Annotated in this window: 21 protein-coding genes; 1 reads left to right on the top strand and 20 read right to left on the bottom strand. The window is 54.5% G+C overall.

Annotated elements, in window-relative coordinates:
- Position 1: 1 nt before the first annotated feature.
- From cas7c to HMPREF9334_RS11145, 9 genes are all read right to left on the bottom strand, one after another.
- Positions 2-979 (bottom strand): type I-C CRISPR-associated protein Cas7/Csd2, encoded by a 978-nt coding sequence (gene cas7c / locus HMPREF9334_RS11180; protein ID WP_039957551.1) that lies wholly within the window; start codon positions 977-979, stop codon positions 2-4.
- Entirely contained in the window at positions 979-2,850 is a 1,872-nt protein-coding gene (gene cas8c / locus HMPREF9334_RS11175) for a type I-C CRISPR-associated protein Cas8c/Csd1 (RefSeq protein WP_006693577.1), read from the bottom strand. The genes cas7c and cas8c overlap by 1 nt, the downstream gene beginning before the upstream one ends.
- Positions 2,847-3,569, bottom strand: coding sequence for a type I-C CRISPR-associated protein Cas5c (gene cas5c, locus HMPREF9334_RS11170; RefSeq protein ID WP_006693576.1), 723 nt, complete (start codon positions 3,567-3,569; stop codon positions 2,847-2,849). Before cas5c ends, cas8c begins: the two co-directional genes overlap by 4 nt.
- Before the next feature lie 12 nt (positions 3,570-3,581).
- A complete protein-coding gene (locus HMPREF9334_RS11165; protein ID WP_006693575.1) occupies positions 3,582-5,996 on the bottom strand; it encodes a CRISPR-associated helicase/endonuclease Cas3 in 2,415 nt (804 codons plus the stop codon).
- A gap of 177 nt (positions 5,997-6,173) precedes the next feature.
- Positions 6,174-8,225 (bottom strand): glycine--tRNA ligase subunit beta, encoded by a 2,052-nt coding sequence (gene glyS, locus HMPREF9334_RS11160; protein ID WP_006693574.1) that lies wholly within the window; start codon positions 8,223-8,225, stop codon positions 6,174-6,176.
- Entirely contained in the window at positions 8,222-9,103 is an 882-nt protein-coding gene (glyQ, locus tag HMPREF9334_RS11155) for a glycine--tRNA ligase subunit alpha (RefSeq protein WP_006693573.1), read from the bottom strand. Before glyQ ends, glyS begins: the two co-directional genes overlap by 4 nt.
- Before the next feature lie 71 nt (positions 9,104-9,174).
- Positions 9,175-9,453, bottom strand: coding sequence for a hypothetical protein (locus HMPREF9334_RS11150; RefSeq protein ID WP_006693572.1), 279 nt, complete (start codon positions 9,451-9,453; stop codon positions 9,175-9,177).
- Between the two features lie 43 nt (positions 9,454-9,496).
- The gene (locus tag HMPREF9334_RS12740) at positions 9,497-9,622 is read right to left on the bottom strand and encodes a secretion protein HlyD (RefSeq protein WP_071985998.1); all 126 of its coding nucleotides are present in this window, start codon (positions 9,620-9,622) and stop codon (positions 9,497-9,499) included.
- A 44-nt stretch (positions 9,623-9,666) separates the two neighbouring features.
- Positions 9,667-10,206, bottom strand: a complete 540-nt coding sequence (locus HMPREF9334_RS11145) for a 3'-5' exonuclease (RefSeq protein WP_006693571.1) — start codon at positions 10,204-10,206, stop codon at positions 9,667-9,669.
- Between the two features lie 247 nt (positions 10,207-10,453).
- Between HMPREF9334_RS11145 and HMPREF9334_RS11140 the strand changes: the two genes are divergently transcribed.
- Positions 10,454-11,614: an FprA family A-type flavoprotein gene (locus tag HMPREF9334_RS11140; RefSeq protein WP_006693570.1), complete on the top strand. Its 1,161-nt coding sequence runs from the start codon at positions 10,454-10,456 to the stop codon at positions 11,612-11,614.
- 309 nt (positions 11,615-11,923) lie between these two features.
- On the opposite strand, the gene ahbB is transcribed toward HMPREF9334_RS11140, so the two are convergent.
- From ahbB to HMPREF9334_RS11085, 11 genes are all read right to left on the bottom strand, one after another.
- Positions 11,924-12,412, bottom strand: coding sequence for a siroheme decarboxylase subunit beta (gene ahbB / locus HMPREF9334_RS11135; RefSeq protein WP_006693569.1), 489 nt, complete (start codon positions 12,410-12,412; stop codon positions 11,924-11,926).
- A gap of 21 nt (positions 12,413-12,433) precedes the next feature.
- Positions 12,434-12,892: a siroheme decarboxylase subunit alpha gene (ahbA, locus tag HMPREF9334_RS11130; RefSeq protein WP_039957548.1), complete on the bottom strand. Its 459-nt coding sequence runs from the start codon at positions 12,890-12,892 to the stop codon at positions 12,434-12,436.
- Between the two features lie 117 nt (positions 12,893-13,009).
- A complete protein-coding gene (yihA, locus tag HMPREF9334_RS11125; RefSeq protein ID WP_006693567.1) occupies positions 13,010-13,633 on the bottom strand; it encodes a ribosome biogenesis GTP-binding protein YihA/YsxC in 624 nt (207 codons plus the stop codon).
- 11 nt (positions 13,634-13,644) lie between these two features.
- Positions 13,645-15,960 carry an endopeptidase La gene (lon, locus tag HMPREF9334_RS11120; RefSeq protein ID WP_006693566.1) on the bottom strand — a complete coding sequence of 772 codons (2,316 nt, stop codon included), beginning with the start codon at positions 15,958-15,960 and terminating at the stop codon, positions 13,645-13,647.
- 92 nt (positions 15,961-16,052) lie between these two features.
- Positions 16,053-17,318, bottom strand: a complete 1,266-nt coding sequence (gene clpX, locus HMPREF9334_RS11115; protein ID WP_006693565.1) for an ATP-dependent Clp protease ATP-binding subunit ClpX — start codon at positions 17,316-17,318, stop codon at positions 16,053-16,055.
- A 14-nt stretch (positions 17,319-17,332) separates the two neighbouring features.
- Positions 17,333-17,944: an ATP-dependent Clp endopeptidase proteolytic subunit ClpP gene (clpP, locus tag HMPREF9334_RS11110; RefSeq protein WP_006693564.1), complete on the bottom strand. Its 612-nt coding sequence runs from the start codon at positions 17,942-17,944 to the stop codon at positions 17,333-17,335.
- Between the two features lie 23 nt (positions 17,945-17,967).
- Positions 17,968-19,257: a trigger factor gene (gene tig / locus HMPREF9334_RS11105; RefSeq protein ID WP_006693563.1), complete on the bottom strand. Its 1,290-nt coding sequence runs from the start codon at positions 19,255-19,257 to the stop codon at positions 17,968-17,970.
- Between the two features lie 148 nt (positions 19,258-19,405).
- Positions 19,406-19,987: a GerMN domain-containing protein gene (locus tag HMPREF9334_RS11100; protein ID WP_006693562.1), complete on the bottom strand. Its 582-nt coding sequence runs from the start codon at positions 19,985-19,987 to the stop codon at positions 19,406-19,408.
- 17 nt (positions 19,988-20,004) lie between these two features.
- The gene (locus tag HMPREF9334_RS11095; protein ID WP_006693561.1) at positions 20,005-21,075 is read right to left on the bottom strand and encodes an N-acetylmuramoyl-L-alanine amidase family protein; all 1,071 of its coding nucleotides are present in this window, start codon (positions 21,073-21,075) and stop codon (positions 20,005-20,007) included.
- 10 nt (positions 21,076-21,085) lie between these two features.
- On the bottom strand, positions 21,086-21,286 hold the full coding sequence (locus tag HMPREF9334_RS11090) for a DUF3006 domain-containing protein (protein WP_006693560.1): 201 nt from the start codon (positions 21,284-21,286) through the stop codon (positions 21,086-21,088).
- The gene (locus HMPREF9334_RS11085) at positions 21,283-22,194 is read right to left on the bottom strand and encodes a ComEC/Rec2 family competence protein (RefSeq protein WP_006693559.1); all 912 of its coding nucleotides are present in this window, start codon (positions 22,192-22,194) and stop codon (positions 21,283-21,285) included. Before HMPREF9334_RS11085 ends, HMPREF9334_RS11090 begins: the two co-directional genes overlap by 4 nt.
- Positions 22,195-22,201: the final 7 nt, after the last annotated feature.

Below are 22,201 nucleotides of genomic sequence, written 5' to 3'. Positions count from 1 at the left end.
ATCAATCGACCAAACTTCCCTCGACGTATTTCTCAATACGAATGCCGTCGATGGCATAGAGCGCACTATCGTCGATGATGTAGTCCCCCAGACTTGTCGGTGTTTCTACGTCCACCTTTTTCTGTGCCGAAATACTGCGATGCACCTTCGCACTCGGTGCACTGCCCGTCTTATTCGAATGCTCGACCCAATAAAAATGGCTCAGTTCCATGCTTCCCTCAGGACGGGCGGAGGAGGCATCGTTCTCAAAAATGGTGCGGAGTGCCTCCTTGACCTTTACTGCATCCTCTTCACTGAAACCGGTCTTCTCTGCGAGCTGTACATTGATGCTGCCTTGGAATTTATAGACACCAAAGTCGACGCGATACTTCATGCCCATCGTATCCGAGCCTTTCTTATCGCCCGGCTCATTGTTGACGCTCTTCGTGATCTGTATACCCGTGATGGTGACAGGATCGAGACTGACTGCCGTATGAAGTGTCACGGGTCCCCTCACGCCGACAGAGACAGCATCTGTCTGAGTTGATTCACTATCATCCTCTGCAGATTTTCCTTTTTTACTCTTTTTAAAGGCAAATACTTGACCAAAAGTCCGCACATCCATCCATGCCTTACATGCCTCTTTTGCAAATTCTAATCGTATCAAACGCTTATCTGAGCCATTCTGTTCTTTATCTTCCCCCTTCCCCTTATCTGATTCAAGTCGAACCAACAATTGACCTACTATAGGATGCTCTTTTACTCGAGTACGAATACTATCATAGCCGTCATCAACACGCTCATCGGACTGCACAAGAATCTTTTCTCTTGCGTCCTGCAAACGGTTACGCATCTTTCGCTTAAGGCAGACATCTGAAATTTCACCAAATCCACTGTAATCCGTACGTGGTTGATTCCCATTCAGTGGATCACCATTTGGATTGGAGCGCTCTACCGTAATAAATCCGACAAAATCAATTTTTTTCGTCAGTGCAGCCATCATACATCCTCCTCTGTTGAGAACTCTTTCTTCTTACGATTCTCTTCCCTCTTCTGCTCCATCGCATACTGCTGACAGTAGTAACCAAGTAGGAATTTTCCATCTAACGGGCGATCCGAGAGAAAATCATCATCGTTAAACATACTGCCAATCTTACTGATGAGTTTACGTTCCTTTCCCCCATACATTTCTCGTTTTCTCTGATAGGGAAGAAGCTTCTTCTGAAGAGTCATCCATGTGGCGTTAGGACGGGAGGAAAAAATTTCCATATAGCGCATTGCATTTGTTGTGCGACTCCCCTTTTCTTCCGGAGAAAATGTCAGCCTTTCCATCTGATCTGCCACCGCTATCAACCTACCAAACAAATATGATCGATCTGTCTTTGTTTCATCAAGTGCCACAGTATATACCTCCTCTGTATGATTGAGACGACGCGCTATAATGGAACATGCTGGCTCTATAATCTGTCGGTTCCAATCATAGTAGCTGTCACAGACAGACCTCTTTACGGCACGTCTCATCACTATACGTTCCATGTCCACAGGCAACGGTTTTCCCTGCAGGATTGCATAAAAGATTCGTTCCACTGCCTGATCCATCTGTGAATCGCCCACTTTTTCCCCATGACAAGCCTTGACAAGCATCTCCGGTGTTGGCACTCCAAAGTAGACAAATGTCTCATCTTTCTCCCGATCATATCCATGCTGACGCCAACGACCAAGGCTGTGCCATCGTTCGATCCGCTCGATGAAGTCCTCACCCGCCATCTCGCTATAGTAGCAAATGGAAAGCCGTCCCTTCGTCGCGGCATCAAGAATCATGACGTTAACCTGACTCATTTTTGCTTGCTTGAATTCGTGGCAATAACCCATAAGTGCATGCGTCAGGGATTCCGCCCACCCTTTCATCGACGATGGTCGTGCCACCTCCGCAGGCCTCCTCCTGCGCGTCAGATGTGCTGTATCGTCAAAAACAGACGGGACAAAAGTCCCGCAACGTCCCCATGCAAGAAACACACGGCCTTCCCTACTGGTTTTTCTAGCTTTGTATCCTTGATTCTGAACTAGCCACGTAAGCGCATTCATTGCTTTCTGCGAAGTCTCATAACCGATGGAGATACATTCATCTCCATTGATAAATCGTCCACGAAAGGTCAGTCCCTCTTTGTCATTTGACGAAATAATTTTTGCTCCATCTCCCGGAAAGCGTATTCCCTTGCCATGCTTTTCTGTGGATAGGAGCATTTTCCCCGTAGCATAACAAAGTTGTCCTTTTGTTTGAGAAAGCTTCTGCCGAAAGAATTTCTGATACGATTTTTGAATTTGTATATCTCTCCACAGTTCCGAGCAGTCATCACCATCAATAACGACACGGAAGCGCACCATAGATTTTGAAATATTTCTGTCATCTCCAGTAAGTACATTTTTTTCAATCAAATCATGAAGAACATCATGGTTACTGATATAGAAATAGACGGCCTGCACTTTTGGATTTGCATCCGCCGCTACCCAAGAACCGAGGAGCTCCTTATACATGGGATAAGGTTTTTTCTGCCCTTTCGGCCTTTTCTTCACATACTCATAATAATCTCGTGCAATATAGGAAAGGTTATCATGCAAAGGGTGCGGTGAAGGACTTGAAGTGCGTGATGCTGAGTCAGGCGTACAGGGGATAAGTGTGCGCTGTTGTTCCTTTGGAATCATCTCTGCCTGAATGAGCTCCCCATCTGCACTCAATGTTATTTCGATTTGAGCATTCTGGATGATATGACCGACCAAAGGGAGCATGGCTCTCATGCCATCGATACCATCCCTGCCAGCAAAGCGTTCATTTTCATCATACGTCTGTACCAACTGTTCCATCCAACTCATAAACTTCCCTCCTCTCCCAATAAAACATATTCCTTTTCTGCAAAAGTAACGCTGTTCTTGTCAAAGAGCTTGCTCTCCACCTTGCGGATATCACGTACGAGCGTGCATTCCTCAGGCTGCGGGAAACGAATGACGCCATGCTCCATCACCGGCTGCCAGAGACGGACCTGCAGCATACTGCCCCCCGTTTCATCGACATAGTTAAATCCGTGAAACATTGTGCCGAGCGGCATCTCGCCGCTGTCATCATAGTATCCTTTTCCCTCGCCATAACGCACAGGCTCAACATAGCCCTGACATTCCCGCGTGCCGAGAAAGATGTCACGTCGTCCGCCGCGCTCTACCATACGCTTTGCAATATTGTGGTGCTTATGTTCATCCCTGTCCTCTGCAAGTTCCTTACGGTATAGATTGAACTCGAAATGCGCACGCACCTGATAACAAACATCGCTCAGGTATTTATAGATGGAGAGATCATTTCCACCGCCGCCATATTTCATTGGCTTCACGCCGCGCGACTGTGTCGCTATTCGATTCATGACACGAACTTCATCAACGACCCAATAGAACGTAGGTTTCCAATAAATACTTTCTGTAATCCCCTTGAGTGCCTGATAGGTCGGCACAGAGTAGGAGGAACGTTCACCACCAACCTTTGTGATCGGATCGGTAAAAAGCGCCATTCTCCCATAGACTTGAAATTCAATCGAATTTCTCATATATTCACCTCCCTAAACCATGCAGTATGCATTGCCCTGATCCTCTGTCCGGACACCAAATGACTCATTGTAGTATTCCTCCCGCAGAGCCATCACTCCGCTCTCCGTTCTCCAGATACCGCCGAGCAGGACGAGTTTTTGGAGCTCATAGGAAAACAAATTAACCATATACTGCTGCACCGCATTCATCTTTTTGCTAATTCGCAGCTTATCGAACTGTATATCATTGAATTCTACGATCAGCTCCTTTCCTCCTGCATAGGGAACAAGTACCGGCTCCGTATGCGAATCAATCACCGTAAAGGCGCGACCCGCATCGCAAAATGCGTGCGTGAACCAGAGATCCGGCTGCTCTCCGTTCTCGGCTGCTTCCTGCAAGCCCGCCTCATTCGCCGAGAGTAGATCAAATATGGTATTGCTGTCCTTCATTGGGAAACGCATATCACGCGCCGTACGCCCTTTATAAAATCTGTGAAAATACGTCTCCATCGTCTGCGGTGTGAGAATTTCATCCGCCGACGTTTTATACAGTATATCGCTCGCGATCTTCTTCCCCTGCCGTATATCCTCCAAGCGACTGAGGTTCTCATTTTCCAATGTAAATAGGCGGACAAGCCCATACTCCATTTCACCGTGGCGGTTGCAGCGTCCTGCTGCCTGTGCGATGGAAGAGAATCCCGCAAGTGCGCGATAGACCACAGGAAAGGATACGTCAACTCCCGCTTCAATCAACTGAGTACTGATACAGATCAACCGCCGCTCGGGATGCTGTCTGCGAACAGCAAGCTCCTCCCGTACAAGCTTCAAAATTGTCTTGCGGTGCGCGGGACACATCTTCGTACTGAGATGTAGAACACATATATCATGCTCCGCCATCTGTGCCAATCCTGCCACCGTCTCGTAAAGTGCGCGTGCCTGTGCCGTGAGGTTCACGATGCAGAGCACATCCCCAAGCTCCTCCGCACTCTGCACAATCTCAGCTGCGATTTCATGAACGGACACGCCGCCGTCGACGCAGATGTTTTCAATTTGTACCCGGCGGAATCCGTCGAACAAATCCGCAACATCCCCCGTCATCTCCGACCGTAGGCTCATCTCCAGAGGGATATCCAGATGCGCAAGCGGCGGCTGTGTCGCCGTGCAGAGAACAGCGGTGACATTCATAAAGTTCTTGAGATAATTCAATGCGGCATTAAATAGATAAGTACAGCGCACGGGAAGTGTCTGAATCTCATCAAATATGATAATGCTGTCCTCCAACGCATGCAGTCTCCGAAGAGGCGTGTTCCCGCCCGCAAACACGACATTGAGGAACTGTACCTGCGTTGTAAATATGATAGGAACATCCCAACGATCCGTCAGAACACGTCTGAAATCCATGCACTCCGTATCCTCACTGACCTCCTCCTCAATGACATTCGAATGATGTTCCAGTATCGCTGCATCCATGTGGAACACATCGCGAATCTCTCTGACGTTCTGATCGATGATTGAGGTATATGGTATGACGACAATGATTCGTTTCTTATCGTATTTTTGGGCATGACGTAGGGCAAACCGCATGCTTGCGAGCGTCTTTCCTCCACCCGTCGGAACGCAGAGACGATAGATGCCGGGCGGCTCGTCGGCCGCCTTGAGACAATCATCGCTGATTCTTTGGCGGAGTTTGGCAATCTCCCGAGCCTTTGGTTCGGTCGGTATGGAGAATCGCGCAATTTTCTGTTCCAGCTTCTGTGAAAAGTCCGTCCAGAGTGCAGCCGTATCCCATTCAGTTGTCAGCGACTCCCCCATCTCAAACTCCGCACTGTCAAGACGGTCCGCATCGACCAGCATACTGAGGAGCAACTTATGCACCATGCCCCATGCAAAATGATACGCCTCGCTCCCCATATCGGTACATGCCGCGATTCTTTCATCGAGTACAGAGAACTCATGCACCGCCTTCTTGAATAACACATCAAGTGCATTTTCTGAAATTACATGTTCATAATAGTAGGACAGATGAACCTGCGGGACATCCTTTTTCTCCATACGCCGCAGAAAATCCGATGTACCATCTTCACCGAGATAGTTCAGCAGACCCGCATGGTGTGAGAAGATGACCAGTGCCGCCATCCGGGCGGTCAGACATTCAGCCTCTCCCAAGACACTGTATTTCCTCTGAAGCAGCTGCCCGCCCGTCGATGAGTGGTCGACCGCTCCCTTGCGGCTGTAGTCGCCCGGGTGCTTGCGGCAGTAATCGAGATAGTCCGCAAATTCACGGGAACACTTCCCAAGATCATGAAGAACGCCAATAAGGCGTGCCGTCGCGGACAGCTCCATTTTTTCAGCATACGAAGCCATCAGATCCCCTACACGCAGGAGATGCACACGAATCGTCTGCACGGCGGATTCATCACGCCGTATATGTGCAAGATATTCTTTCATCTCGATCACACTCCGCTGATATAATTCTTCACATTTTCTAAATTTCCTGTCATTTTTATGTATCCTTTATATTTCTTTTCATGTGAAAGCTAAATCATAAAAAAATGCAAATAAAAAGTTCCTCTGCTGTAAAAATTTACAACAGAAGAACTTTGTCAGAGCAAATTCTGTTTGCCGTCAGTTCAATACGATCTTGCTGTAGTCTGCCGTATAGAGCAGATAGTTGTCAATCACCTTAAGGAGCGTCAGACGATTTTTCTTGATACGCTCATCCTTGTCCATAACCATGACGGCATCAAAGAATGCATCGATTGCCCGCGCAAGTTCCTGCTCTGCCGGAAGCGTATCCGCCCCCTCGGAGCGTGCCACAACTGCACGCTCGTATGAGGAGTGGAGTGCTCCCTCCTCCTGCGCCACAAAGAGTGCCGGATCGACAATCCCGGTCTCTGTCATGCGCGCGATATTGCCGACGCGGACAAAGGACTGCACGAGTGCATCCGCTCCGTCCGATGCAAGCAAGCGCTCCACATAGGCGGCGCGCACGGGCACGTCTGCAACGAAGTCCACATCCGTGAGCACCGCCTCCTGCACATCATAGCGCACGCCGCGCTCCGTGAGCACATTTTTGAGGCGCAGACGGATGAAATCTGCAACATAGACCTGCATTTTCTGACACAGAGACACATCGAGATCATAGAGATCGGATGCCTCCTCAACGAGATCGGAGAGCAGCAGCCCGCTCTCGTGCTCGATCAGCATGAGCACGAGCCCGAGTGCCTGACGGCGCAGGGCAAACGGATCCTGCGAGCCGGTCGGGATCTTGCCGCGGCTGAATGTGCCGACGATGTTGTCGATCTTGTCCGCAACGCTGAGCGCAAAGCCGAGATCGCTCTGCGGCAGCTCGTCCCCCGCAAAGCGCGGCATGTACTGCTCGTCAATCGCGCGCGCGACCTCCGGCTTCTCGCCGTCAAGGAGCGCATACTCGCGCCCCATAATGCCCTGCAGCTCCGTGAACTCCGTGACCATGCCTGTCACGAGATCCGCCTTCGACAGCTCCGCTGCGCGGCGTGCATCCGGCTCCATCGCCTCATACGCAGCTTCGTCCGGAGCAAGCTCCTCGACGATTGCCGTAACAAGCCCCATCAGACGCTCGGTCTTCTCGTACATCGAGCCAAGTCCCTGCTGGAACACAACGGTCTTCAGCTTCTCGCGGTGCTCTGCGAGCGACTTCTTGCGATCCTCGTCAAAGAAGAACTGGGCATCTGCAAGGCGTGCGCGCAGGACGCGCTCATTGCCGTGCGCGACCACGTTCAGATGCTCTCTGCCGCCGTTGCGCACGGTGATGAATACGGGCAGGAGGCTGCCGTCCGCCGCCTTGACGGGGAAGTAGCGCTGATGGTCACGCATGGGCGTGATGACCGTCTCGGCGGGCAGCGCGAGATATTTCTCCTCGAATGTGCCGCTGAGCGCCGTCGGGTACTCAACAAGATAAAGAACTTCCTCTAGGAGGTCGGGCGTAATCTCCGCCGTCCCGCCGCACGACTTTGCCACTTCATTGATCTGCTCCGTAATCATGGTACGCCGACGCTCTTGGTCGACGATAATATATGCCTTTTCACACGCCGCCTCATAGTCTGCGGGCGACGCGATGACAAAATCCTGCGGGGCAAGCGTCCGATGTCCGCGTGACGTGTTCCCACTCGTGACATTCGCGATCGTAAAGGGAACAACCTCCGTCCCGTAGAGCGCGACAATCCAACGAATCGGTCGGATGAAGCGAAAGTCCAGATCGCCCCAGCGCATACTGTTCGGCAGGGGGATCGCACGAATCAGCTCCGGCAGGAGTTCCGCAAGCAGCTGCGCCGTCTCCGCGCCCTTTTCGTGCACAGCGGCATAGACATAGCCGTCCCGCTGAATGAGCTCGGAGGGCTCGACCCCCTGCCCGCGCGCAAACCCCGCGCCTGCCTTCGTCGGATTTCCCTCCGCATCGAAGGCAATGGCGACCGAGGGGCCGCGCGTCTCCGTGCTGACATCCTCCTGTCGCTCGGCGAGCCCCGTCACGAGAAGTGCCGCACGGCGCGGTGTGCCGATCGTGCGCAGACTCTCGTAGGCGAGACGACGCTCCGCGAACATGTCCCCTGCGAGACGTTTCAGATCAACGAGGAGGTGCGGCATAACGTGCGCGGGAACTTCCTCCGTCCCGATCTCAAGCAACAGATCCTTACTCATGCCTTCCCCTCCTTCTTCAGCATTGGATAGCCGAGAGCCTCACGCTGTGCAAGATATGCCTCCGCACACAGGCGTGCGAGCTTGCGGACGCGCCCGATGAACGCCGTGCGCTGTGAGACGCTGATCGCGCCGCGCGCATCGAGCAGGTTGAACGTATGCGAACATTTCAGCACATAGTCATGCGCAGGATGCACATGACCCGCGCCGATCACGCGCACAGCCTCCGCCTCATATTTGTCAAAGAGGTCAAAGAGCAGTGCCTCATCCGAGAGATCAAACGCATAGGTCGATTGCTCGAATTCGTTCTGATGGAACACATCGCCATAGGTCACATCGTCCGTCCATGCAATGTCGTAAACGTTCTCCACGCCCTGAATATACATGGCAAGCCGCTCAAGACCGTAGGTGATCTCAACGGAGACAGGCTTTACATCCTGACTGCCAACCTGCTGGAAATAAGTAAACTGCGTGATCTCCATGCCGTCGAGCCAAACCTCCCAGCCGAGCCCCCACGCACCGAGCGTCGGCGACTCCCAGTTGTCCTCAACGAAACGGATGTCATGTTCCTCGGCGCGAATCCCGAGACGTGCAAGGCTCTCAAGATAGAGCTCCTGAATGTTGTCCGGCGAGGGCTTCATGATGACCTGGAACTGGTGGTGCTGATAGAGACGGTTTGGATTGTCCCCATAGCGTCCATCCGCAGGGCGGCGCGACGGCTCCACATAGGCAACGTTCCACGGCTCAGGTCCGAGCACACGCAGGAATGTCCACGGGCTCATCGTGCCCGCGCCCTTCTCCACATCATACGGCTGGGCGAGGATACAGCCCTGCCCCGACCAGAACTCCTGCAATGCGAGGATGACCTCCTGGAATTTCATGCAAACAACTCCTTCATCAAAAAAACCGCGTCACTCTATAGAATACGCGGTTTTTGGAAAATGGCAAGTACCTACTTAAAATTATCCTGCAAACTCTGCAAGATTTTCGCCTGACGCGAGTTCACCGGCTTTTCCCACTTATTCCCCGATGTATCCTCCCCCGGCAGGAGTGCACACACAATAATCAGAATGATAAAGAAAACGACTGCCGTACCAATGATTTTGCGCTGATAGGAGGCGCGCTTTTTGCGAACGCGCGCAAGCCGCCGTTCCAGTTCCCGCTGCTTTCGCTCGCGGATCGACTCCACGGGACTTGGGTCTCTTTGTTCATATTTTTTCTTCTTTGGCATAATGCGTCCCCTCCTTTCCTCACGGCTGTATGATATGCCGTAATTAAGGAAGCACTGATAAATTCAGCCACGCCATCTTGACGTATCTTTTTTGCCCGCACTGTGTCGACAAATCCTCCACATAGCCCTTGCTATGCGTCCGGTTTGTCTCCTTGTTCGGACGAAAAATCTACGCCAATCTGACGGACTTCATTTTATCAGCGATTCCTTAAATCAGAACAGACTTTGCTCCTCATACACCGGCTGCTGCATCTTTTGATAGCAGTAGAGCGTCGCAAGCGTATCGGCAAGTGCGCCGTGCGCTTTGGTCGTGCCCCAGTCGTAGCGGTAGTAGTCCGCGCACTCCGTCAGCTTCCACCAGCGATAGCCGCCACGCCGCGCATCGGGTACTTTGCGAAACTCCGAAAACGCAAGCATGACATCGTGACGGTTCGGATTCGTAATGCGGATACCCGACTGCGCCAAAAGGCGAATGTCGAACTCAATGTTGTAGCCAACAAGCAGCGTGTCCGGATCGTTGAACAGTCGCTCAAGTTCAGCCTGCTGTGTGCGAATCGGCGGACAGTCCGCTACCATCGCGGGAGAGATACGATTGATCTTCTCGGCATCCGGCCATGCACTTTTACGTACGGGTGCATACATCCCATCTACCATGGTTGCCCCCCTGCCATCCACAACAGCAAGGGTCAGTACTTCATCGTCACTGCGAAAACCCGTTGTCTCGGTATCAAAGACCAGAATTTTTTCTAGCATGAAAGTCCTTCCTCTTCTAGTCGTTTTCTCCTGATTTCTACGTGGCTTTCGTCATTAATATTATATCGCATGGCATATCATCTGTCAAGAAATCGCCTCTATTCTGTCTATTCGTACTTCCTACACATCGAATTTTCTGTTGCAAAAGGTTTGGAATTAAGCTAGAATACTTCTATAAATATAGTTCTTATTTATAGATATAAGCTATAAATCGCATATATGATTCTATCGATGAAAGGAGCTTTTCATGAACGCTATCAAAATCCGTGACGGCATCTACTGGGTCGGAGTCATCGACTGGTCCATGCGCAGCTTTCACGGCTACGACACCCAGCGTGGTTCCACCTACAACGCCTATCTCATCATCGATGACAAGATCACACTCATCGATACGGTGAAGCATGGCTTCGAGGAGGAAATGCTCTCGCGTATTTCCTCTGTCATTGAGCCGTCGAAAATCGACTACATCATCTCAAACCACGTCGAGCCGGATCATTCATTCGGTGTTCCGCTCATCTCCTCCCTTGCGCCGAATGCGAAGGTCGTCACGAGTGCGCCGAACGGGCTCAAGGGGCTGCGCGCCTACTACGGGGAACTGCCCTATGAGACGGTCAAGGCGGGCGATACCCTCTCCATCGGCAAACGCACCCTTGCATTCGTTCCGACCCCGATGCTCCACTGGCCCGACAGCATGGTAACGTACTGCCCCGAGGAAAAGATCCTCTTCTCGAACGATGCGTTCGGTCAGCATCTCGCCTCCGGCAAACGCTATGACGACGACAATGACCTCTCGATCGTCATCGAGGAGGCAAAGAAATACTACGCAAACATTCTCTTCCTGTATGCGAAGCAGGCACAGACGGCACTCAAGGAAGTCCACAAGCTCGACATCGAGATGATCGCCACGGGACACGGCATTATCTGGCGTTCGCACATCCCCGAGATCATCGACCTCTACAACAAGTGGTCGCTCGGCGAGACCGAGGATCGTGCCGTCGTGGTCTTTGACAGCATGTGGCACTCCACGGAGAAAATGGCGCACACCATCGCCGAGGCATTCATCGACAAGGGCTTCTCTGTCGGCTACTACGACATCCAGAAGAACACACACGCCGACATCATGACGGACGTACTCACGAGCCGCTACCTCGCCGTCGGCTCGCCGACGCTCAACAACCAGATGCTCCCCACCATCGCAGGATTCCTCTGCTACATGAAGGGGCTCGCGCCGAAGGGGCGCAAGGCGTTTGCATTCGGCTCCTACGGCTGGGGCGGGCAGAGCATCCAGCAGATCGAGGACGAGCTCAAAGCGGGTGGCTGCGAGATTGTCATGGACAAGGTGCGTATGCTCTACGTCCCCTCCGCCGAGCAGCTCGCAGGACTGCGCGACCAGATTTTGGCACTGTGAGTAAATCTGATCGCCCCTATCGGCTCGCTGCACTCGCCACTTCCCCCGTTGCGATGGGGGAAGCTAATATGCCGTTATTCTAAGCCTTCCCCGTATTACTGACCTGTCCAAGAAGCAAGTCCGTAGGACGAAGCTAATTGGGCAACAGGTCGTATGGGAAAACGGCCCAAGAACACAAGCGATAGCGAGGTGTGATTGGTTGACGTTGACCGCTAGGGGAAGGGGGACCGCAAAGCGGTGGAAGGGGCACGAAAAGAGGCTGCTTCACGAAAAAATTTCGTGAAGCAGCCTCTTTCATGTGCAGCAGGACTATTCCTCTGTAAAGTACTTCATCGACGTTTTCTTCCACTCTCTCTTGGTGTAGAGCATACGGCGGTCGTCGATACCGGTGGCGATGGTGAGCTCGGCGGCGATGTTCTCACACTCCTCGCGGCTATAGCCGTGGATCATGGTGTAGAGATTGTACTTCCAGTCAGCTTCGCGATTGCGGTCATAGCAATGCGAGACACGCGGATGCTCCGCCATGCGCCGCGCAACCTCGTCTACGCGTTCATCGGGTACATTCCAGACGCAGAGGCAGTTCGCGGTAAAGCCCACCTCGCGATGGCGCAGGACAGCCCCCATCTTGCGGATCTTCTTCTCCTCGCGCATGGCGGCAATACGGGCAAGAAGCTGTTCCTCGGTAATACCGATCTCTGCAGCGAGCGCTTTGTACGGCTCTGCAACGAGCGGAAACTCTCCTTGCAGGAGACGGACGATCTTGCGATCGAGTTCGCTGAGCTCTATTTCTTCTGTCATAGATTGGCCTTCCCTATCCGCTCAGTTCAGCTTGAACTGTACGTTGATCTTATAGCGTTTATTCGACTTGAGACTCATCAGACGCTCCACACCCGGCAGGGCGGTGACATCGGCGAGTATCTTCTCCTCCGCATGACGCGACGGCGTCAGGAGGGTAAACCAGAGGTTGTATTTCCCCTCGCGCTCATAGTTGTGCGTCGCCCCCGCATAGCGATTGATCGCTGCCGCGACATCGGCGATGTGCTCCTCCGCAACGCGCAGGGCAATCAGCGTGCCGTGATAGCCGAGCTGCTCGGAGTTGAAGAACGTGCCAATGCGGCGCAGATACCCCTCGCGTTTCAGATCATCCAAACGGCTGAGCACATGCTCCTCCGTCGTCTCAAGCATTTCACCCAAACGCGCAAACGGCCGTGAACACACCGGCAGGTTGCCCTGCAGGAGATTCAGCAGCCGCTTGTCAAAATCCGTGAGTACAGTCATCTGGAACTCCCCCATAATACACACAGGCAGCCCATCTCTCTGCCGATCGTGCATCTGCCGTGCTCATGGGCGGATATTCGGACACAAAAGATGAATCTGCTTCATTTCTTTCTGTGCCTATTCTACCAGATATTCCTTCATCACGTCAAGTAATTCTGAACGCCCTTCATTTTTTGGAGAGGCATAGGGAAGAATCGTGAGCTCGGGTACGCCGAGTGCCTTCTGCATCGCCGCAATCTGCGTGCGGCGTGCGTTCTTTCCGATCTTGTCCGCCTTCGTGGCGATGACAAGCACAGGGATGTCATGCTCCACGAGCCAGTCGAACATACGGCGGTCGGACTCCATCGGTGTGTGCCGAATGTCGAGCAGAAGACAGACAAAGCGCAGTTCCTCGGCGTGCAAAAAATATTCCTCGATAAATTTTGCCCAGACCTTTCTGCTCTCACGCGAGGTCTTGGCATAGCCGTAGCCCGGCAGGTCGACGAGGTGGACGGGGTGACGATCCTCTCCCCCATCGATCTTTAGAAGCAGTTCGTAGAAATTGATGGTCTGCGTCTTGCCAGGTTTCGAGGAGACACGAGCAAGCTGCCGAATGCGCGTGAGGGAGTTGATGAGTGAGGATTTTCCGACGTTCGAGCGCCCAATAAAGGCGACGGCAGGACGCAGCTCCTCGGGATACTGGTCGCGCCGCACGGCGGAAGCAAGATAGGTTGCCTTGGTGATAACAACCGCTTCAGACACGTCCACACCTCCTAATTATACAACGCAACCCGCAGCACCTCGTCCATGTGGGCGACGGGCACAAACTCAAGGGAGGAGCGCACGACATCGGGGATGTCCTCGATGTCACGCGCATTCTCCTCCGGCAGAACAATGGTCTTGACCCCCTCGCGGTACGCGGCAAGGGTCTTTTCCTTGAGCCCGCCGATGGGCAGGACGTTGCCGCGCAGGGTGATCTCCCCCGTCATGGCGACATCAGAGCGCACCTTGCGCCCCGTGAGTGCGGAGATCATCGCCGTTGCCATGGTGATCCCCGCCGAGGGACCGTCCTTCGGGATCGCGCCCTCGGGCAGGTGGATGTGGATGTCATCCTTTTCATAAAAATCCTCGGCGAGATGGAGGGCGCCCGCACGGCTGCGCACATAGGAGAGCGCCGCCTGCGCCGACTCCTGCATGACCTCGCCGAGCTGTCCCGTGAGGATGAGCTTGCCCTTGCCGCGCAGGATATTGACCTCGGTGCGCAGCACGTCGCCGCCGACCTCCGTCCACGCAAGTCCCGTCACAACGCCGACGAGCGGCTTCTTCTCCTGCTTTGCTGCGTGATACTTCGGACGCTCAAGGAAGTCCGCGAGATTCGCCTTCGTCACGGCAATCGGCGGCTTCTCATCCGCGACAATGCGCCGTGCCGCCTTGCGACAGAGCTGCCCGATGACGCGCTCGAGCTCGCGCACGCCTGCCTCACGCGTATAGGAGCGGATAATCTCAGGCCAGACACTCGCACTGATACGGATGTCCTTCGCCTTCAGTCCGTTCTGCGTACGTTGGCGTGGCAGGAGATGACGGCGTGCAATCTCGATTTTCTCAAGTTCGGTATAGCTCGATAGGTTCAGGATCTCCATACGGTCGCGCAGGGGCGCAGGAATCTTCGCCGGATTGTTCGCCGTCACAATCCAGAAGACGCGTGAGAGGTCAAACGGCAGCTCGACGAAATGGTCGCTGAATGTGCAGTTCTGCGCAGGATCAAGCACCTCAAGCAGTGCCGCCGACGGATCGCCGTGGAAGTCTATTGCGATTTTGTCGACCTCATCCAGCAAAAATACAGGGTTCTTCGTCCCCGCGCGGCGAATGCCCTCGATGACGCGCCCCGGCATTGCACCGACATAGGTACGGCGATGCCCGCGGATCTCCGCCTCGTCGCGGATGCCGCCGAGCGAGATGCGGATGAACTTGCGTCCCATTGCACGCGCAATCGACGCGCCGAGCGAGGTCTTGCCGACACCGGGCGCACCCACGAGGCAGAGGATCGGTGCGCTCTGCTCGGGGGCGAGACGGCGCACGGCGAGATAGTCGAGGATGCGCTCCTTGATCTTCTCAAGACCATAGTGGTCATGCTCAAGCACGGTCTGTGCCTCTGCCATATCGACGTGTTCCTCCGTCGTCTCGTTCCACGGGAGTTCGGTGAGGGTGTCGAGATAGTTGCGGATGACACCAACCTCCGCACTCATCGTAGGACTCATGTCGAGGCGGTGAATCTCGCGCTCGATGGTTTCGCGTACAGCTTCGGGATACTCCTTTGCCGCCAGTGCCTCACGGTAACGATCCACCTCTGCCGCCTTGTCTGCATCGTCACCGAGCTCTTTGCGGATTGCCTTGATCTGCTCGCGCAGGTAGAAATCCCGCTGCACCTTGTCCATCTGCTTGCGAACGCGGCGGTTGATCTCGCTCTCGATCCCCATGATGTCGAGTTCGTGCACGAGTGCCTGATAGAGGCGTTCAAGACGTGCGCGCACATCGATTGCGGCAAGGATTTCCTGCCGCACCTCATGTTTCAGGCTCAGATGGCTCGCGATGATATCCGCAAGGCGTCCCATGTCCTCCATGATGGAGATGGAGACAAGTGCCTCAGGGGGGATCTTATGTGAGAGCTTCACCCATTCCTCGAACTTGCTCGTAACCCCGTGTACCAGAGCCTCCATATCCTTGCTCAGAGGTACATCCTCGTGTTCCTCGATCTCGTGCACATCCGCCTCGGCATACTTCTCCCCCTCACGGATGGTAAGGATCTCTGCACGTTTCTGCCCATCGACAAGGATGCGCAGAACCCCCTCGGGCATCCGCAGGAACTGGCGAATCTCCGCCACAGCACCAACATCATAGAGGTCATCCGTTGTCGGGTCATCACACTCCGGATCACGCTGCGCCACGACGAGAATGCGGCTGTCCCCCGCAATCGCACGCTCAATGGCGGCAACCGAACGGTCACGCCCCACATCGAGATTGACCATCATATGCGGATAGACCACCAGACCGCGCAGCGGGAGCAGCGGGAGGGTTTGTTTCTCGGACATCGTATTTCCTTCCACCTATCTATACTAAAGAGAATATTCTCGTATGAAAAAAGGAGCACCGCAGTGCAGAGCCCCTTTCGTAAATTATCGTGTTAGTTTGCAGCTGCCATCTTTTGTGCACCCGTGCCATCAATGGTCAGGATGGGGTCGCTGCGGTTCGCGACGACATCCTTCGTGACCTGACACGCCGTCACGCCTTGAATCGACGGCACTTCATACATGACGTTGCGCATGATGCCCTCGATAATGGAACGCAATCCGCGTGCGCCGGTCTTGTGCGTGAGGGCTTCCTTTGCAATGAGATGCAGAGCCTCGTCATCGAACGCGAGACGCACACCGTCCAGCTCCAAGAGCTTCTGGAACTGCTTGACAAGTGCGTTCTTCGGCTCGGTCAGGATCTGCACAAGCGCATTCTCATCGAGCGAGTTGAGCGTCACAACAACGGGCAGACGCCCAATGAACTCGGGAATCAAACCGTTTTTCATCAAATCCTCGGAAATCACTTTGCTGAGCGATTCACCGACGGATACACGCTTCTTGGAGCGTACCTCCGCGCCAAAGCCCATCTGTTTTTTTCCGAGACGCGACTCGATGATCTCCTCGATCCCGTCGAACGCGCCGCCGCAAATGAAGAGGATATTGGTCGTATCGATCTGCAGCAGCTCCTGCTGCGGATGTTTGCGCCCGCCCTGTGGGGGCACGGATGCTGTCGTCCCCTCGAGGATCTTGAGCAGAGCCTGCTGAACCCCCTCGCCCGAAACGTCACGCGTGATAGAGGGATTCTCCGACTTGCGCGCAATCTTGTCGATCTCGTCGATGTAGATGATGCCGCGCTGCGCCTTCTCGATATCATAGTCCGCAGCCTGAATCAGCTTGAGCAGAATGTTCTCGACATCCTCACCGACGTAGCCCGCCTCCGTAAGGGAGGTCGCGTCCGCAATCGCGAACGGAACGTTCAGAATGCGTGCAAGCGTCTGTGCGAGCAGGGTTTTGCCGCTGCCCGTGGGGCCAATCATGAGGATGTTCGACTTCTTCAGCTCCACATCCTCGTTTTTCCCCTGGCCTACATTGATGCGCTTGTAGTGGTTGTAGACGGCAACCGACAGAGACTTCTTCGCCTCGTCCTGTCCGATGACATATTGGTCAAGAATGTGGCGGATTTCCTTCGGTTTCGGAACATCCTTGAGTCCGACTTCAGCATCATCGCTGAACTCCTCCGCTATGATCTCATTGCAGAGCTCAATACATTCATCGCAGATATAGACACCGGGTCCTGCTACGAGCTTTCGCACCTGCTCCTGCGTCTTGCCGCAGAACGAGCACTTAAGCTGCCCCTTGTCTTCCTCTCCAAATTTCATCGCGTCACACCCCCTCAGCCTTTGTTCTCTGTGGAGGCAGCCTTGGGACGGGTAACAACCTCGTCGATCAGCCCATATGCCCTGGCTTCCTCTGCCGACATAAAGTTGTCTCGCTCTGTATCGACGTTGATCTTCTCGGGATCCTGCCCCGTATGATGCGCGAGAATATTGTTGCCGACCTCACGCAGGCGCAGGATCTCCTTCGCCTGGATCTGGATATCGGTCGACTGTCCCTGTGCACCGCCGAGCGGCTGATGGATCATGATGCGTGCGTGCGGCAATGCGTAGCGTTTCCCCGCTGCACCTGCCGTCAGCAGAATGGAGCCCATACTCGCCGCCTGCCCGATGCAGATGGTCGAGACATCCGGCTTGATGTACTGCATCGTGTCGTAGATGGCAAGCCCTGCCGTCACGACACCGCCCGGGCTGTTGATGTAGAGGTGGATGTCCTTGTCCGGATCCTCGGACTCGAGAAAGAGCAGCTGTGCCACAACGACATTTGCCACACTGTCGTCAATCGGTCCACCTAAAAAGATGATGCGTTCCTTGAGCAGGCGGGAATATATGTCATAGGCACGCTCCCCGCGGCTCGAGTTCTCCACCACCATCGGTACATAATAACTCATAGTTCCTCCCCACAGGGGATGTCTTATGCCGTGATATTGTCCACGATGAACTGCGCCGTCTTCTTGCGCAGAACCGTCGCGGCAAGGTCACTGACACGTCCCTGCTCCTTGATGATCTTCTGGACCTGCTTCGGTGTCGCACCGTAGGACAGTGCCATCGCATAGACTTCCTGATCGAGATCCCTTCCCTCGACCTTGATTCCCTCAGCCTTTGCGACCTCCTCAAGCATGAGATCCGTGCGGACGTTCTTCTCCGCCGTCTCACGGTACTCATCGCGGATGCGCGCCATATCGAGGCCCGCGTACTGGAGATACTGCTCGAGGCTCATTCCCTGCTGCTCGAGACGCATCGCCATCTCCTGAATCATCGCCGTGATGCGGTTCTCGACCATGACCGGCGGAATCTCCATCGTGCAGTTCTCCGTCGCCATATCGATCGCCTTCGTGCGGCGCTCTGTCTCAGCCTGACGCTCCGCGCCCTCCTGAAGGTTCTTGCGGATGTCCTCACGCAGCTCTGCGAGCGTCTCGAACTTGCTCGCCTTCTGCGCGAACTCGTCGTTCAGCTCGGGCAGCTCACGCGACTTGATGCTGCGCACCGTGCATTTGAACATGGCCGGCTTGCCCTTGAGGTTCTCTGCGTGATACTCCTCGGGGAACGTGACATTGACCTCACGCTCCTCGCCGATCTTCGCACCAATGAGCTGATCCTCGAAGCCGGGAATGAAGCTGCCGGAGCCGATCTGGAGCGGGTAGTCCTCGCCCTTGCCGCCCTCGAATGCCGTGCCGTCGACAAAGCCCTCGAAATCAAGCGTGATGAAATCATCCTTCTTGACCTCGGCATCTGCAGGTGCATCCACGAGCGTGCCCTGATGCTGACGCATGCCCTCGATCTGTCGGTCGATGTCTTCCTCGGACACAGTGACCTCGGGCTTTTCCACCGTCAGCCCCTTGTACTGACCGAGCGTGACCTCAGGACGCTGCGTGAACTTCGCTGTAAAGACGACATCCTTGCCCTCCTCAAGGGTCACGATGTCGATCTCGGGGCGCGTCACAGGCTCCATGTTCTGCTCCGTCAGAGCATCCTCGAACGCCTGCTGGGCAACGCCCTCAAACGCTTCCTGCAAAATTGCATCCTTGCCGACGAAGTTCTCGACGATCTTACGCGGTGCCTTGCCCTTGCGGAAACCGGGGATGTTCACACGCCCCGCAATGCGCTTTGCTGCGCCGTCCGTCGCCTTCTCCAGTTTTGCCTGCTCAACTTCAATCGTCAGAGTGACCTCGCGGTTCTCACCATGCTCTGCCGTAACCTTCATTGTATGAAACAACCTCCTGCTATTTTCCTACGGAAACAACGTATCTACGCGCTTCCCGATATGCGGACATGCAAAGAGCGCAACGTCCGCGATTCTATCTGTATCGTATCACAAAAACACCAAAATGACAAGCGAGGGATTCGCTGGGTCAATTGAGCAGCTCCGTCATGCGCGTGAGCGGCTCGGAGAGATCCATATGCCCCGACAGGGTCTCCACAGACGCGCCCTCAATGAGGATCTGTACTTTCTGAACCTCGGGGAAATCCGTCAGTGTGTTCACGATGGAACCGATGAGCATTTCCTCGCCCGTCGATCCGCCGCTGAAATTCTGCTCCAATTCCTTCGAGAAGTCCACGGTTGCAACGCCGTCCTTTACCGTGACGCTGCGCAGCTTTGCCTTTTTCGGGATGACATTCGTCTGTCCCTTCTCCTTCGTTCCCGTGAGGAGGGACTTCATCGCCGCCGTATACTTGTCGTCCTTCTCTGTGTTCACCTTACGGCTGACCGCGATGAGCCCCGTGCCGTCGTTTCTCGGATAGTAGACATTCACCTGCATTTCCTTTGGCTTCTCTTGTGCAGGTTTCTCCGTATCCTTCGTCTGTGCCGTCTGCGCGGGACTATCCGCCTGTACCGGCTTCTGTTCATCCCCGCAGCCCGCCGCAAGGGCGAGCATCGCTGCGGCAGCGAGTACGGCAGCGATGGATGTCATGCGTTTCATCTGTATCAACATTGCGTGTCCGCTCCCCTCTATTCAAAATATCGCTCGATCGCACGGACGAGTGCCTCTGCCAGCTTCTCCTGATAGTCGGTGTCCGCCAACAGTTCCTCCTCGTGCGGATTTGAGAGAAAACCGAGCTCCACGAGGGAGGCAGGGATTTCGGTGTGGCGCAGAACGTAGAACTTTGCGTATTTGACCCCGCGATTGTAGAGACCGCCCGCCGCCGCGAGTTCCTCATTGAGAAGCGTCGCAAAATGCTCATCCGCATCCGTCTTGGGGTAGTAGTACGTCTCCATGCCGTGCGCATCGGGATTTGTAAACGAATTGCAGTGTACCGAGAGGAAGAGCTCCGCCTCGGGGTGCTCCAAACTGACATCCACGCGCGCCTGCAGTTCCCCTGATGACGTATTGCCAGCGTAGGAAACGTCAGTATCCTCCGTCCGCGTCATGATGACGTGTGCGCCCGCCGCACGCAGCAATACCTCCATGCGTTTCGACACTGCAAGGGCAACTACCTTCTCAGGTACACCGGTATATCCGATCGCCCCCGAATCGCTGCCCCCGTGTCCCGGATCGATGACTACTGTATGCCCGCGTGCGGAACTGGGCTTCGAGCGTGGTGCAATGATGTCAATGACGAGATACTCCTTCACCTTGCCGTGTGCCTCGGCAGGCATTGTGTAGACGCGATAGGCATCTTCGTGTGTAAAGAGAAGTGCTGACGCAATGTGGAGCACAGCATTGTGCTTGTCTTCCATTGTAACAGAGATTTTTTCCGTCATCTCACCACTTGGTACATATTCCTGCGGGAACTTTTTATCAAGCTTCACATTTTCGAGTGCGATGGTCAGCGCATTTCCCTCTTGTGTCTGGGCAGTGAGTGCATCGGATACCCCCGCACGGTTCACACCAATCTGAATGCGGACAGCGGCACGGCCGTCAATCTCCACCGCATGACTTTCCATGCTCAAGAGACGGAACGTCTTGCCCTTTGCCTCGCCCGTACCGCTCATAAAAAGCGTGCAAAAACAGACAAAAAGCGCTGCCACTGTGAGCAGCGTCCTTGTCCATACGTGTTGATTCCACCGTATCAATGCCAATAACACCTCCTTATTTGTTCAGCAATTCCAGAGCCTCTGCTTCGGCAGCCTCCGTGGCTGCTGCGTCGCGCTCCATGGAGATCGTCAGATAGTCCCCCTCGGAAACATCCGCAGGAAGAAAATTCTTCGGGAAGTTCACCTTTTCCATCGCATCACCGAGCAGAAGCACTGCGTATTTTCCTTCAAAGCGGTCGAGATATGCAGAGATCATTGTTTCTCCCCCCGTTCGGGTACAATCTTGTAGGTCTTTCCGTCACTCGTCACCGTGATCGTCCCGTTCCCTGCTGTCACATAGATCGGGATGTTCAGTGCGTGGTACTTCTTCATCGTCTCCTTATGCGGATGCCCGTAGTCGTTGTTCACCCCACAGGAGATGAGTGCCGCCTCCGGCTGAACCGCACGCAGGAAGTCCGCCGAGGAGGAGGTCTTGCTGCCATGATGGCCGGATTTCAGAATCGTGCTCTTTATCTGTGCGCCACCCGATGCGAGGATTTCCTTCTCCTCCTTCTTTTCCGCATCGCCCGTGAGCATCATCGAGAAATCGCCAAAGACCAGCCTCCCAACCACGGACTCGTTGTTCGGATCGTGCTTATAGCCCTTGACCGAGCCCGCCTTGACCAGCTCCGCCGAGGGGCCAAGCACCTCGAACACGGCACCGCCGCCGAGATCGACACGATCGCCCGCGACGAGCCCCTTGCGCTCGATCTTCTTCTCCTTGAGCTTTTTCACATAGCCGAGGTAGAGCTTCGAGGTCGAGGGCATACCGTTGTCATAGACCATACCGACCGTGTACTCGTCGAGCAGGACATCCATACCGCCGATGTGATCGGCGTGCGGATGCGTGAGGATGATTGTGTCAATTTTCTTGACATCCGCCTTTTTCAGCTCCGCACGCAGCTTGTCGCGCTCGTCCACATCACTCGTATCGACGAGCACCGTCTTCTCCCCCGTCTGGATGAGAATGGAGTCGCCCTGCCCAATATTGAGCACCTTGACCGTGATCTCCCCCTGCGCCGCATGCTTGGACGCATCGGAGGCAGGTGCAGCCGTGCAGCCCGCGAAAAGCTGTGCTGCGAGGAGCACTGTGCCCGCAAGGACGGATGCAATCCATCGTTTCATTTGCAAG

This window comes from Centipeda infelix ATCC 43532, assembly GCF_000234095.1.
Classification (GTDB): Bacteria; Bacillota; Negativicutes; order Selenomonadales; family Selenomonadaceae; genus Centipeda; species Centipeda infelix.
Note: the sequence above shows the minus strand (reverse complement) of the source record. Positions and strands in the feature narration are given on the sequence as shown.